This is a genomic window from Oleispirillum naphthae, assembly GCA_027864655.1.
GTDB lineage: Bacteria > Pseudomonadota > Alphaproteobacteria > Rhodospirillales > Rhodospirillaceae > Oleispirillum > Oleispirillum naphthae.
The window spans coordinates 183,331-196,346 of the sequence record JAQAZG010000007.1; the positions used below are offsets into that span (position 1 = coordinate 183,331).

Here is a 13,016-nt window from a genome sequence, read left to right on the forward strand (position 1 = left end):
TTTCCCCACCCGGCGTTCACAAAACGCAACGTGCCAGAAAATCTGTTCACTTATTAAACGGTTCCGCAAAGGCCCGCGGCGCGGGACGGACGGACCGCGGCGGGCATGCGCCGCCGACGCGCCGCGCGCCGCGTTCCATCGACGGAAGATCGGACATGGGGAAGACGGCGCGGTCGGCGGCCCGCCGGGGACGGGCCGCCCGCGCCCCTGCGCCGGGGCGCGGGGTCAAGCGGGGCGCAGGCCGCCCCGCGGCGCCGGGATCAATTCACCGGCTTGGCGGGCGCATCCCGCAACTTTTTCCACAGGGTCGTCCGGCTGATGCCGAGCGACAACGCCGCTTGCAGCTTGTTGCCGTCATAGCGTTTCAGGACTTCCTTGAGGATCTGCCGCTCCATCTCGTCGAGGTTCCCCAGCGAGATCTGCAAATCGCCCACGGGGTTCTCCATCGCGGAGGGAGAGGAAGGCCGCTCGGCTTGCAGGAATTCGTCGATCAGCTCGATATCGGCCTCCGCCAGTTGGCGGCTGAGGACGACGTAACGCTCGATGCAGTTGATCAGCTCGCGGATGTTGCCCGGCCATGCATAGCTTTCCAGCCGCCGCATGGCTTCGTCGGAGAGCGGCGGCGGCCGGCCGTGCTGGCGGGAGAAGGAGTCGAAGTAGTACTGGATGAGCTTGGTGATGTCGCTGCCGCGCTGCCGCAAGGGCGGGATCGACAGGTTCAGCACGTTCAGGCGGTAGTAGAGATCCATGCGGAAGCGGCCTTCGTGGATCAGATCCAGAAGGTCCTCGTTGGTCGCGGCGATGATGCGCACGTTGATCGGGATCATGCGCTTGCCGCCGATGCGGAGCACCTGGCGCTCCTGCAGGACGCGCAGGATGCTCGCCTGTAGTTCGATCGGAATGTGGGTGACCTCGTCGAGAAACAGGGTGCCCATGTGCGCAAGTTCGAACAGCCCCGCCTTGCCGCCGCGCTTCGCGCTGGTGAAGGCGCCCTCCTCGTAACCCATCAGCTCGCTTTCCAGCAGGTTCGCGGGCAGCGCCGCGCAGTTCACCGCGACGAAGGGCCCCTTCTTGCGGTGGCTGTAATTGTGGATGCTCTGGCTGAACAGCTCCTTGCCGGTGCCGGTCTCGCCCCGGATCAGGACGACGGAATCGACGTTGGAAAAGGCCTTGGCCTTCTCGATGGTCGATTTCATCGCGCTGCTCGCCCCGACGATGTCATGGAAATGGTAGCGCGCCGTAAACCCTTGAGACTGATAGCGCCGGTACTCGTGCTCCAGCTTTTCGATCTTGGTCGCTTCCTGGAGGGTGATGACGGCCCCTTTCACGGCCTTGTCAACGATCACGGGCATGCGGCTCGAGAAGAGGTTGATCCGCCCCTGAAAGTCGATGATCCGGTCGAGCTGCTGCATCCCGCCCTTGTAGACGTCCTTGCAGGTGGGGTCGTGGAACAGCTCATCGACCCTCTGCCCCAACAGCTCCTCCTGCGCCATGTCGAGGATCGCGTTGGCCTTGACGTTGCTTTCGATGACCTGGCCTTTTTCGTCGGTGATCAGCACGCCATCGACGAAGACGTTCAAAGCGGTTTCCAGGAGCTTCCGCTGTTCGCGGTTCTTCTGCGCGAACTCCAGGAACCGGTTCGCCATGTCGATGGAGCGGCGCAGCGATTCCGAGCTGAGGCGCAACAGGAAACTCCGAATCCCCTTCTTCTCCGCCAGGCGCAGCGCGGTCGGCCCGCCGACCATGACGGGGAAGACCGCCTTGTCCAGGCGGCCGACGATCGCTTCGATATCGTCCTCGTTTTCATAGGTGTAGAGGTGCAGTTCGTTTTTCACGAAGGTCTGAATCGCCTGTAGGTCGATATTCCGCGACTTGTAGAGAAGCAGGGCGATCCGCCCGCCTTCGAGCCCGGTCGTCTCCTCGGCATAGTGCAGCGTCTGCAGAATGTCGAAACGGGACGGATCGGAACGGACGATCGGCACCGTGACGTAGGATTCGATCGCCGCGGCGGTTCCGGAAGGGGCGATGATGGCGTCCACGCCTCTCGCCTCGATCAGGGTGCGGGCGATCTCCTTGGCCTCCCGGAAGGTGAGGGCGTCGTAGATCGTGACGTTGGGAAAGGCCGTCTTGTCGCGCTGGGAGATCGTCCCGCCGATGAGCATGATGATGTTGTACATGCCGCGTCCCCTGACTCACGCACGGGAACGATACGAAGGCCGGAACCCCGCGCAATGACCACATACTAAACATAGTTTTTACAAGTTGTTCAATATCAAATCAGGGTAAACCCTCGGGCACGCCGGTTTACCGCAGGACTGCGCGGCTTTTTTTGGCATGCGGCTTGCTGCCCCGGCTCTATGGAGAGCCGTCGAAAGCCAATAATCAGGTGGGTGTTTTGAGAAAGATCGTGCTGTATTTCGGCCCGAAGCGGGCATTCATGAAGCTGCTGCCGACGGAGGAGCCCTGGACGTCCCTGACCTCTCTGGCGCTGCGGAGCGACGCGCGGCAAAGGGAACACGTTTTCAAAATCCAGGCGCGGAAACCCGCCGAATCGCCGACCTCGGAAATGCTGACTCTCCCCGCGGGCAACGTCGTCGCCCTCTCGGACGAATACGCCGTGATCAGCGAAAGCGCGATCCAGGGCTTCCTGGCCTTCCTCTCGCAGTTCGAGATCGACACCTTATACCTGCAAAACCCTCCCGCTTATCTCGCAAGCCAGTTTACGAGCCTCGACGTGGAGCTCGAAGTCGAGGAGTACGACTACCGAACCGTCGATGAAACGGTTCTGAGCCGGCTGGACGCCGAGTACGAGCAGCGCATCTTCGGTCAACCGGAAGTGCGGGAGGCTTTGTTGACGGCGCTTCTCCCGCTGGCGCGCGGCGACCGCGCCAAGCCCGTGACGCTGCTCTTCTACGGCCCCACGGGCTCCGGCAAGACGGAGACCGCCAAGCTGATCGGAGAGCTGGTGGGGCAGCCGATCTTCCGCAAGCAGTTCTCGATGTTCCACAGCGGCGAATTCGCAAGCTACCTGTTCGGCGGCCGCCACTCGCAAATCTGCCTGGCCAAGGAACTGATGGAGCGGGAGTCCAACATCCTCCTGTTCGACGAGTTCGATAAGCCGAACCCGGTGTTCCACAGCGCGTTCTACCAGCTCTTCGACGAGGGCATCTACTGCGACCGCAACTATCGCACCGAGGTGCGCGCCGCCGTCATCGTCTGCACCACGAACTACGAGAGCGCCGAAGATGCCGCGCGGCACCTCGGGCTGCCGCTTTTCGCCCGCTTCGATGCGGTCATCCGGTTCGCGAAACTGTCGGCGGAGGCGAACCGGGCGATCGTGCGGCACGAATACGCCGAGCAGATCGCCGCCCTTCCCCCGCACGAGCGCGAGGCCGTTCAGGGCGCGCGCATCCTCGAAACGCTGCTGAACGATGCCGGCACGCTGTACAGCGCCCGCCACGTCAAGCGCGCCGTGCAGGATGCGATTTCCGCGGTTCTGCTCGCACGCCTGCGCACCGGTTGGCGCGCCGCCTCCGCAGAGGAGCCGGGGCGCCGGAAGGTCACCCCCATCAAGTAGAAACACGTAATAAAAACAATCTCATGGAAAAACAGGGAGGCATCAGATGTTATTGCAGGATCAGGTCGCGCTGATCACCGGCGCGGGCGGCGGCCTCGGCACCGAGTTCGCAAAGGCGCTCGCGCACGAGGGCGCGGCGGTTGTGCTCACCGACATCTCCGAGGCGGCGCTTGCGGGCGCGGTGAAGCAGATGGAGGAAGCCAAGGCCAACTACGCCACCTTCGTTCTCGACGTCTGCGACAAGGCGCAGGTCGAGCAGACGATGGCGAAGACCGTGGAAAAGTACGGCAAGCTCGACATCCTTCTGAACAATGCGGGCGGCAGCCTCTTCACTCCCAAGAAACTGGAAGAGATCGAGGAGAAGCACTGGGATCTGGTGCTGAACGTCAACCTGAAGGGCACCTTCCTGTGCTGCCAGGCGGCGGTGCCTCACATGATCGCAAGGAAGCGCGGCAAGATCATCAACCTGTCCTCGATCGGCGGCCGCACCGCGAGCCTGGTGACCGGCATTCCCTATGCGGCGGCCAAGGGCGGGGTCATCGCCCTGACGCGCCGCCTGGCGAAGGAGGTCGGCGGCCACGGGATCAACGTCAACGCCATCGCCCCGGGAACGGTGATGAGCGGGCAGCGGATGATCGACCTGTGGAACGAACTGACAGAACCCCAGAAGGACGACATCCTGAACTCCATTCCGCTGGGGCGTCTCTCGACGGCGGCGGAGCAGGCGAGCGTCGTGGTCTTCCTGGCGAGCGAGATGTCCGGCTATCTCACCGGCACGGTGATCGACATCAACGGAGGCCGCCTGATGGCGTAGCCCTTCGCCCTCTCCGCGACGAACGGAAAGCACCCGGCGAAAGGCCGGCTCACTTCGTGGATATCTGAGCGGGCTCCATCGGCCGGCGGTTTTACAATTGAATCTCCGGCCGCTTTTTTTCATAGCGCCGGCGCGCCCGAGGCGTGCTACCAAGAGGCGTAAAATCAAAAAAACGGATGGCAGGCATCGCGAATGGCCGGTAAAGTCCATCCGCTGTAAAACGCTGGTTGGCGCGCCGTGAAAGGGACTTTACGCGAATGAAGGGCAAGATCAATTTGCGCTCCCTGAACGCAATGGAAACAAAGAATAGGCTCCTACAAACATCGCTTAAGCTGTTTAAGAAGCGTGGATTTGATAAAGTTACCGTGGAAGACATAACCAGATACTCTGGTGTGTCAAAGGGTACTTTTTATAATTACTTCAGCACTAAAGAGCAAGTTCTTGTAGAGCAATTCGACAGCATAGACCTTTATTACAAACAGACCCTTTGCCTGTTGGCGCCCGACACGCCGGTTGCCGAACGGGCGATGTGCTTCATCGACGCGATGAGCGATTTCTGCCGCGACATTTGGGGCTTAAGCTTCCTCAAGATCGTCTACATCAACCAGATCAGTCTCGACAGGCATCCCAGCATGCTTCTCAAGAAAGATCGTCTATTTTACAAGATCATCGAGGATATCGTCAGGCAAGGGCGGGATGAAGGGGTGTTCACGACGGATATGCCCGTCGAGGAACAGGTCTACTTGTTCGCAAGCAGCGCCCGGTCCCTGCTCTACGAGTGGTGTCTCCACGATGGCGAGTTCGACCTCAAGGCTGCGGGGCGCAGCTTTTTCGCACGCGTGATGAAGCTCATCAGCAAGCCCCAAGCCTGACCCGCCCCCTAAATCAAGCCATACCCGATCGGCCCGGAGAAGATCACCGGCGGCCGTGATTTCCTGCGTTGTGGTTTCCCTCTTCGCGGAGGGCATCCTGGAACGGAGCGGGCGAATCCCCATCCCGCCGACAGCATTGCGCGCAGCGCGTGCGGGGGGTCAGCCGCACTGCGCCGCGCGCTTCTGCCGACGGGGGAAGCGGATCCCGCCGACGCACCTCATAAACACCGGCAGGCCCTAAATCGCCCACCAGAGCATCGCGTTGTTGACGATAAAGATCAGCACCACCGCAACGAACGTGTAGGGGATGATCCGATTGAACTCGAGCTTGAAGTTGGCGAGGTAGGGCAGCGCGAAGAACGGCGTGATCTCGTTGGTGAGGCTGTCGCCGAGCTGATAGGCGCAGATGATCGTCTTGATATGCGCCCCGGTTTCCAGAGCCGCCGGGATGATATAGGGCGCCTCGATCACGAACTTGGAGCCGCCCGAGGGCACCGCGATGTTCAAAAGCCCCGAATAGATGAAGGCGAACAACGGGAAGGTGTTGGCGTCCGAGACCGAAATGAACAAATGCGCGATGAGGGTGCCGAGGCCGCTCTGGCTGATCAGGCCGAAGATGCCGGCATAAAACGGGAACTGCAGCACGAACCCCCAGCTCCCATCGAGCCCCTCGCGGATCGTCTTGCAGAACAGCACCGGGTTGCCGCACAGCACCATGCCCAGGCACAAGAACAGGAAGTTGTAGTTGTTGAGGCTGAGGCCGAGAATGCCCTTGTTATAGAGGAAAAGGCCACACCAGGCCAATCCGATGCCGCCGATGGCGTACATCAGGACGCGGCTGTGGCTCATCCGCAGCGCCGGGGTGCTGTTGTCGGCCTTCACCTCGGACTTGTTCGACATTGCCTCCCGCACGAACTCGTCTTCGATCTCCTCGATGCGCGAGGGATCCTTGGGCATCATCCACAGGCAGACGGCGATCGAGACGGCCAGCCCGAGCAACAGGGTGGCGATGAAGGCCGGAGATGCGACGGTTTCGGCCAGCGACAGGAAATTGGGCACCGAGTCCTTGTATTCGGCGGTCACCATGTTCTTCAGATAGCCGGGCGAGGCCGAGAACAGCGCCGCCGCCCCCGACAGACCGGCGGCCCCCGGAATGAACTGCAGGAAGATCGCCGCCACCAGGATCGGCTTATGGACCTTGATTCCCCTGAGCTTGGCCTGAATGAACAGCTGGCGCCCCAGCATGATGCCGCCCATCATGCCGATGCCCCAATGCAGGTAGCCCATCATCCAGGCGCCCACCGCACCGACGATGACGACCTGGGCCTGGGTATTGGGGAAACGCGCAATGGCCGACAACAGCCTTTTCACCGGCGGCGAGGCGGCCACCGCCGAGCCGGTGACCAGCAGAACCGTCATCTGCATGGTGAAGGCCAGCAGGTTCCAGAAGCTGCCGGTCCAGGCGTTGACCAGATTCTTCGGCTGGCTGAAGCTGTAGAACGGCATGTCGGTGAATATCAGGGCGCAGACCGCGACAAGGGCGGTCAATCCCAGGCAGAAGAACCACGAATCGGGAATCCATCGGATGAACCAATCAATATAGGCATCCATGAATGTTCGTTTTTTTACATCCTCGACGTAGACACCCGCGCTTTCCATGTATTCCTCCCTTGAAAAACGGAGACTTAATTGCGTCTTCTGTTATTACGAGGCATTCCCGTGGGCGCATCTATCCTTGATAACCTCGATGAAGACCGATTCCGAAAAGATCGGACAGATCACGCCGCAGCAGTTCCGCGGGGAGAGGCATGCCCTGCACCTGGCATGCCGCATCAACGGGCATGGACAGACTTTTTCAGGCTTTTTCCAAATGCGCCATTTACTTCTTCTTCGGCATTTCGATCAGTTCGATGTATATGCCGTTAAATTCTCCAGGATCAAAAAATAATACCCTCGTATTTCTCGACCCCGGAACAACTCCATCGGTGATGAACTTGGTGCCTTTGGATTTCAATTCCTGGTAATAGGAATCGATATCATCGACCTCGAAGGCGATATGGTTGATGCCTTCGCCATGCTTGGCGATATGCTCCGCCACAAGGCCTGTTGTCCCGGTCGTATGCAACAACTCGACCTCCGTCTCCCTCAGGGGAAGAAAAGCCACGCTGAGGGTCGCGCCTCCGAACTCGACCGTTTCGATGCCGTTCAGCGGCAGGCCAAGAAGTTCCTGATAAGGTTTCAGGCTCTTCAGCAAATCCTTTACTGCGATGCCTATGTGGTCGATACGCTTTAGCTTGCTCATGTTCTTCTCCCCAAAAGCTACCCGATGCACAGAGCGCCGCGCGCTCTGTGCATCGGATTCATCCCGTTACCAAATAAAGCCATAGAATATGCAGTTGACTACGACTGCCAACATGCACACCACAAACCCAAATGGGAGAATGTCCTTGAAGTCCACCTTGTAGAGGCCGAGCACCGGCAAGGCCCAGAAAGGCTGGATCAGGTTCGTGGTGCAATCACCGACGGTGTAGGCATTGATGATCACGGCCGGATTGACGCCGAGTTGAGCCGCCGCAGGCAGAATATACGGCGCCTCGATGATGAATTTCGATCCGGACGACGGCACGAACATATTCAGAGTGGCTGAGTATAGGAAGGCAACGACCGGAAACGTCTTGGCTGTCGAGATCGTGACGAAGAATTGGACCAGGACCTCCGCCAGACCGGTGTATTTGATCAGGCCGAAAATTCCCGCGTACAGAGGAAACTGCACCACGACGCCGGCAACCGTACCGATGGCCCGACCGACCGCCGCGACAAACCGGGCGGGACTGCCGTGCAGCACGAACCCCAGCATAAGAAAGATGAAGTTGATGGTATTCAGGTTCAGCGCCCCAGCGCCCTTGTTCCACAGCGCCCAGACGATCCATGCGCAGCCGACGAGGCCGATGAGCGACCCCATGAGCATGCTGTTGTTCAGACGCTCGGCCGGCGACTTGCTGGCCGGGGCGGCATCCATGGCGTCTTTGTTGGAGGCCGTCAACCCCCTGATCTCATCCAGGAATTCCGGGCTGGCGGTTTCCGTGTAAGCGTCCGGGGGAATGAATTTCCAGGCACAGAAGACCAGCAGCAGCGCCAGCACGACCATCTGGATGAAGTTGATCGGATGAAAGATCGTTTCCGTGACCGGAATGACGCCGATCGCCTTTTCAAAGAGATGGCCCGGCGTGGCGACGAAGAGGGCGGCGGGGAAAGACGGGCCGTTGCAGACCAGGAAGCAGGAATAGGTGCCTGCCGCGACCAGGGGCACATGGAGCTTGTAGCCTTTTTCCGCCGCCGCGACCAACATGGCGCGCCCCAGAAGGCAAATGCCCATAAGCCCTGCGGCCCAATGCAGCCAGAAGCAGATGCAGCCGACGCTGGTCAGCATCACGATGGCTTGGGCCGCGTTATTGGGTAAAGCCGCAATGCGGTACAGCCGTTTCTTGACCTGCGGCGAATCCGCGACGACATAACCCGTCGTCATCGCGAGGCACATCTGCATGGCAAACGCCAGCAGGTCCCAGAAGCCCTTTTCCCAGGCCTGCACCACCTGCCATGGGGTGCTGGGCGTCAGCGCATAGCTGAGTATCGCCGCAACCCCGGTCAGCAGAATGACAAAGACGAGTGAATTCGGAATCCATTTGTGACTCCATTTGGCGAAGCCAACGGAGAACCGTTGAATTCCAGAAAGATCTCGTGTGTTTGGAAGTTCTCCCGTTATTGTATTTTGCATTTGGAAGCCTCATTTTGGGTTTATGCTTTGCCTTCCCCTGCCTAATATCCAAATCCCTTTTATGGGCATGTGGGGACCTGAAAGAGATCGCCTCACAAGGCGAAGCTCATTTTGCCTGCCGCATCTTTGCCGGTGGCGTGCACTTCCTGTCCGATGGCGACATCCACGCCGGGCTGGTAGCCCTCGACCAGGCTGGCGAAACGGACCCCGTCGCCGCCCTCCAGAATGGCGCAGACATAGGGCACCCGGTCCTTGAACTCCTCGGTGGAGGACATCAAAACCGAGTAGGTGTAGATTTTCGCCTTTTCCATTGGCTTACCTCCCCCGGAAAATGTTGATCACGCAGGTGGCGGCGGTTCCGCCCAGGTTCTGCGACAAGCCGATATCGGCCTTCTTCAGTTGCCTGGCGCCCGCGTCGCCGCGCAGTTGGGTGACGACTTCGTAAATCTGGCTGATGCCGGTCGCGCCGATCGGATGTCCCTTGGCTTTCAGTCCGCCGCTGACGTTGATCGGCTTCTTGCCGTCGCGCGCGGTCACGCCGTCGGCCACTGCGTCGCCCCCTTTGCCGGGCGGGAAAAAGCCCAGGTCCTCGGTATTGATGATCTGGGTGATGGTGAAGCAGTCGTGGACTTCCGCGAAGTCGATGTCGTCCGGCCCGAGACCGGCCTGACCATAGGCTTGCGCCGCCGCCGCCTTGGACGCCGCAAAGCTGGTGATGTTCGGTTTGGCGGCCAGGGTGAGCGCGTCGCCCGCGTGGCCGGTGCCGATGATGTCGATGACGCGATGCGCACCGTTCACCCGCTCGGCGACGTCGGCGGCGGCAAGCACCACGAAGGCGGCGCCGTCGGTGACCAGGGAGCAGTCGAACAGCGACAGCGGTGAGGCGATCAAGTCGGCCCCCAGGATCTTTGCCAGCGGGACATCCTTCGGCATCTGCGCGTCCGGATTCAGCATGGCGTTCTGGTGGGCGTTGTAGGCGCAGAGCCCCATCTCGTGCTTCACGTCGCGGTATTCGTGGAAATACCGGTTGGCGATCATCGCGAAGCTGCCGGGAAAGGTGAATCCCTGCATCGCCTCCCATTCGTAGTCCATGGCCGAGGCGATGCCGGTGGTTACCGTCTCGGTCGGCTGGTGGGTCATCTTCTCCACCCCGCCGACCATGACGATGTCGTAGAAGCCGGCGGCGATGGCCATCGTGCCGAACCGGAAGGCCAGGCTGCCCGATGCGCAAGCGCCCTCGGTACGGACGGTGGGAATACTGCCGAGGCCCAGCACCTCGCTGGCCAACGCACCCATATGGCCTTGCCCGCAAAGATAGGATGCATTGAAGTTGCCCACGTAGAGGGCGCCGATCTCGCTCTTCTCGATACCGGCATCGGCGATCGCCTTGTGGCCGGCCTCGTCGATCAGATCACGCAGCGAACGGTCGGGCAGACGGCCCATCCGCGTTTCGCCGATTCCGATCACGCATACCTTGCGCATGATTCTTCCTCCCAGATCAGATTTCCATTTCACGCAGGTCGGAGCCGACGGCCAAAGGCGCGCCCGTCTTTGCGATCACCTCGGCCGCCGTCACGCCCGGCGCCGTCTCCATGAGGACCAGCCCGTCCTTGGTGATCTTGATGAAGGCCAGCTCAGAGAAGATCGAATCGACCACGCCGTAGCCGGTCAGCGGGAAGGTGCATTTCTCGACGATCTTGGGTTTGCCGTCTTTCGAGCAGTGTTCGGTGGCGACGATCACCCGCTTGGCGCCGCTCACCAGGTCCATGGCGCCGCCGGGACCGGCGAACTTGCCGCCCGGCACCATCCAGTTGGCGATGGAGCCTTCGGCATCGACCTGCATGGTGCCGAGGACGGTGGCGTCGAGATGGCCGCCCCGGATGATGCCGAACGAGGTTGCGGAATCGATCACCGCGCCGCCCGGAATGATGCTGACCGGCATCTCGCCGGCGTCGGTGCGGTAGCGGTCGGGCGGCAGGTCCGGGGAGGCCTTGCCCATGCCGACGATGCCGTTTTCGGCATGCAGCCAGACGAAGACATCCTTGGCGAGATAGTTCGCGACAAGCTGCGGGACGCCGGCGCCGAGGTTCACGACGTTGCCGGAGACGAATTCCTTGGCGATGCGTCGTGCGATAAGCTCCTTGCTATTCATAGTTCATCACCCCATTCATCGGGACCAGCACATCGACGAACATCCCGGGCACGTGGATGTGCTCGGGGTCGATGGAGCCCACCGGCTCGATCGGCTTGGTGACTTCGACGATGACCAGATCCGCCGCCGTGCACATCGCCACCGAAAAGGCGCGCTGCGTCAGGTGGAACACCAGGTTCCCGGCGGCATCGGCGCGGTCGGCCTCGACGATCGCGACATCGCCGTGCAGCGGGGTGTGATAGAGCCAATCCTTACCGTTCAGGGTGATCCGCTCTCCCCACTTTTCTTCGATCATCGTATTGAGGCCCGACGGCGTCAGCACGCCGCCCAGGCCGAAACCGGCGGCGCGGATACGCTCGACGAAGGTCCCCTGGGGATTGATCTCAAGCTCCATCTCGCCCTTCTCGGCGAGCTCGGGCGCCAGGGGCAGCCGCCCGCACCAGGTGCAGATGAATTTTTTTACCAGACCGGCCGCGACCAGCCGCCCGACTCCCTTTTCGACCGTATTGCCGTCGTTGTTGGCAACGGTCAGGTCTTTCTTTTTTTGAGCAATCATCTCAGTGACGATCGCGGCTGGCGTTCCATTTCCATAGAACCCGCCGGAAAGCACAACAGCCCCATCCTTGATGAGGCTGACCGCGCTTTTTACATCCATTATGTTTGCCATACATGCCACCTTTCTTAATAAACGGCACATTTATCTCATATTCTTCTTGCCTCTTATCATCACTTCATTAAAACCATTTCCTCCGCTTGTTTATGTTTGGACGTCACGCGTCTCTTGCCGATGCTTGCCCGGAGATGGTGCATCGGTCACTCGATCGCTTACCCTTCCAACCGCCGTCTTATGACCACGGTCATCTATGACAACGAAAATGACCTTAGTCAGAATTAAGGAAAGCGTCAACGCTTTTGTCGCCCCGGAATCCCCCCATAAGGGGGAGCCTCCGACAAGGCTAAGGCGTTGAAATCCCGCCGTTATCAAAACCGGCGCATACCTCGTGACATCCTAATATTATATTGTATTTCAAATATTTAGAAATTCAATCCGTCGCATTCCGTGCCCATCCCAGCATCCGCATGCAGGCATTCAAACGGCCGCAACCGATCATTCCCCACCCTCTGGGGGAGGCCGCAGCAACAGCAAAAAATGACCGAAGACATTCCACCGTTGAAAATTGACTTAGGTCATTTTTTTGCGGCAAATCCAGCCCTGCGCCATCCCCGTTCGGGGCTGGAGGCAACCACCATGCCGCGCAGGCCGGTCAAGACTCGGCGCGTTTGGGAGATGAATATTTTTCATTAGGAAAGAAACTGAAATGCCACATAGGAAGGCGATGAAACATGGAGCCATTCCATGCCGTCCTTCTGCCGCCGGATGATCCGGGCGTTGCGATCTCCGGACCGGCTTCAGCCCGCCTCCGGCGCGGTTCCCTCCTCGCCCGGAGAACGGCGGCGCCGCCCCGAGGGGAAACACCGATCCTTGTTTCCCTGCCCCGGAGTTCGCATGCAAAACCGCCGGAAAGCGGAAGCTCTCCGGCGGTCAAGCGGAACTTGAAGGCATCCGTCGCGGCCTCGGCCCCGTGCCGCTGGAAAAGGGTAAGCCGGATGCCGGAGAAAGAACGAGGGGGAGAACCCCGGCATCCGGACCGAACGCCGTCAGGGGGAGTTACAGCGTCCGGGTCAAGCGCCGAGGGTGGGGAAGTCCCTCGGCGCCCGCTTTTGGGTGGTTTCTACAAACCCTTCATGGCGTCGCGCATGGCCTGGCCGAGGGCGGCGGGGGAGGCCGCGACGGCAAGGCCGCACGCACGCATGAACTCCATCTT

11 protein-coding genes are annotated in these 13,016 nt (G+C 60.5%); 3 read left to right on the top strand and 8 right to left on the bottom strand.

Annotation, left to right across the window (positions count from 1 at the left end; all coding sequences use genetic code 11):
- Positions 1–260: 260 nt before the first annotated feature.
- A complete protein-coding gene (locus O7R11_RS09750; RefSeq protein WP_337997319.1) occupies positions 261–2,177 on the bottom strand; it encodes a sigma 54-interacting transcriptional regulator in 1,917 nt (638 codons plus the stop codon).
- Positions 2,178–2,341: 164 nt separating this feature from the next.
- Between O7R11_RS09750 and O7R11_RS09755 the strand changes: the two genes are divergently transcribed.
- The 3 genes from O7R11_RS09755 (at position 2,342) to O7R11_RS09765 (ending at position 5,263) form a co-directional block, all read left to right on the top strand.
- The gene (locus O7R11_RS09755; RefSeq protein ID WP_337997320.1) at positions 2,342–3,577 is read left to right on the top strand and encodes an AAA family ATPase; all 1,236 of its coding nucleotides are present in this window, start codon (positions 2,342–2,344) and stop codon (positions 3,575–3,577) included.
- 46 nt (positions 3,578–3,623) lie between these two features.
- Positions 3,624–4,391, top strand: coding sequence for an SDR family NAD(P)-dependent oxidoreductase (locus O7R11_RS09760; protein WP_337997321.1), 768 nt, complete (start codon positions 3,624–3,626; stop codon positions 4,389–4,391).
- 257 nt (positions 4,392–4,648) lie between these two features.
- Positions 4,649–5,263, top strand: a complete 615-nt coding sequence (locus tag O7R11_RS09765; protein WP_337997322.1) for a TetR/AcrR family transcriptional regulator — start codon at positions 4,649–4,651, stop codon at positions 5,261–5,263.
- 237 nt (positions 5,264–5,500) lie between these two features.
- Here the strand turns inward: O7R11_RS09765 and O7R11_RS09770 are convergent, their stop codons facing one another.
- The 7 genes from O7R11_RS09770 to O7R11_RS09800 form a co-directional block, all read right to left on the bottom strand.
- A complete protein-coding gene (locus O7R11_RS09770) occupies positions 5,501–6,874 on the bottom strand; it encodes a TIGR00366 family protein (protein ID WP_337997323.1) in 1,374 nt (457 codons plus the stop codon).
- Positions 6,875–7,142: 268 nt separating this feature from the next.
- On the bottom strand, positions 7,143–7,565 hold the full coding sequence (locus O7R11_RS09775) for a VOC family protein (protein ID WP_337997324.1): 423 nt from the start codon (positions 7,563–7,565) through the stop codon (positions 7,143–7,145).
- A gap of 66 nt (positions 7,566–7,631) precedes the next feature.
- Entirely contained in the window at positions 7,632–9,038 is a 1,407-nt protein-coding gene (locus tag O7R11_RS09780; protein ID WP_337997325.1) for a short-chain fatty acid transporter, read from the bottom strand.
- Positions 9,039–9,130: 92 nt separating this feature from the next.
- Positions 9,131–9,349, bottom strand: coding sequence for an OB-fold domain-containing protein (locus tag O7R11_RS09785; protein ID WP_337997326.1), 219 nt, complete (start codon positions 9,347–9,349; stop codon positions 9,131–9,133).
- A gap of 4 nt (positions 9,350–9,353) precedes the next feature.
- Positions 9,354–10,520, bottom strand: coding sequence for a thiolase domain-containing protein (locus O7R11_RS09790; protein ID WP_337997327.1), 1,167 nt, complete (start codon positions 10,518–10,520; stop codon positions 9,354–9,356).
- A gap of 16 nt (positions 10,521–10,536) precedes the next feature.
- A complete protein-coding gene (locus O7R11_RS09795; protein WP_337997328.1) occupies positions 10,537–11,190 on the bottom strand; it encodes a 3-oxoacid CoA-transferase subunit B in 654 nt (217 codons plus the stop codon).
- Positions 11,183–11,857: a CoA transferase subunit A gene (locus O7R11_RS09800; protein WP_337997329.1), complete on the bottom strand. Its 675-nt coding sequence runs from the start codon at positions 11,855–11,857 to the stop codon at positions 11,183–11,185. The genes O7R11_RS09795 and O7R11_RS09800 overlap by 8 nt, the downstream gene beginning before the upstream one ends.
- Between the last annotated feature and the right edge of the window lie 1,159 nt (positions 11,858–13,016).

What these genes read in the sequence shown, in the direction of transcription:
- O7R11_RS09770 (WP_337997323.1), bottom strand. Translation starts at nt 6,874, where the DNA reads ATGGATGCCTATATTGATTGGTTCATCCGATGGATTCCCGATTCGTGG.
- O7R11_RS09775 (WP_337997324.1), bottom strand. Translation starts at nt 7,565, where the DNA reads ATGAGCAAGCTAAAGCGTATCGACCACATAGGCATCGCAGTAAAGGAT.
- O7R11_RS09800 (WP_337997329.1), bottom strand. Translation starts at nt 11,857, where the DNA reads ATGGCAAACATAATGGATGTAAAAAGCGCGGTCAGCCTCATCAAGGAT.
- O7R11_RS09785 (WP_337997326.1), bottom strand. Translation starts at nt 9,349, where the DNA reads ATGGAAAAGGCGAAAATCTACACCTACTCGGTTTTGATGTCCTCCACC.
- O7R11_RS09765 (WP_337997322.1), top strand. Translation starts at nt 4,649, where the DNA reads ATGAAGGGCAAGATCAATTTGCGCTCCCTGAACGCAATGGAAACAAAG.
- O7R11_RS09795 (WP_337997328.1), bottom strand. Translation starts at nt 11,190, where the DNA reads ATGAATAGCAAGGAGCTTATCGCACGACGCATCGCCAAGGAATTCGTC.
- O7R11_RS09780 (WP_337997325.1), bottom strand. Translation starts at nt 9,038, where the DNA reads ATGCAAAATACAATAACGGGAGAACTTCCAAACACACGAGATCTTTCT.
- O7R11_RS09790 (WP_337997327.1), bottom strand. Translation starts at nt 10,520, where the DNA reads ATGCGCAAGGTATGCGTGATCGGAATCGGCGAAACGCGGATGGGCCGT.
- O7R11_RS09750 (WP_337997319.1), bottom strand. Translation starts at nt 2,177, where the DNA reads ATGTACAACATCATCATGCTCATCGGCGGGACGATCTCCCAGCGCGAC.
- O7R11_RS09760 (WP_337997321.1), top strand. Translation starts at nt 3,624, where the DNA reads ATGTTATTGCAGGATCAGGTCGCGCTGATCACCGGCGCGGGCGGCGGC.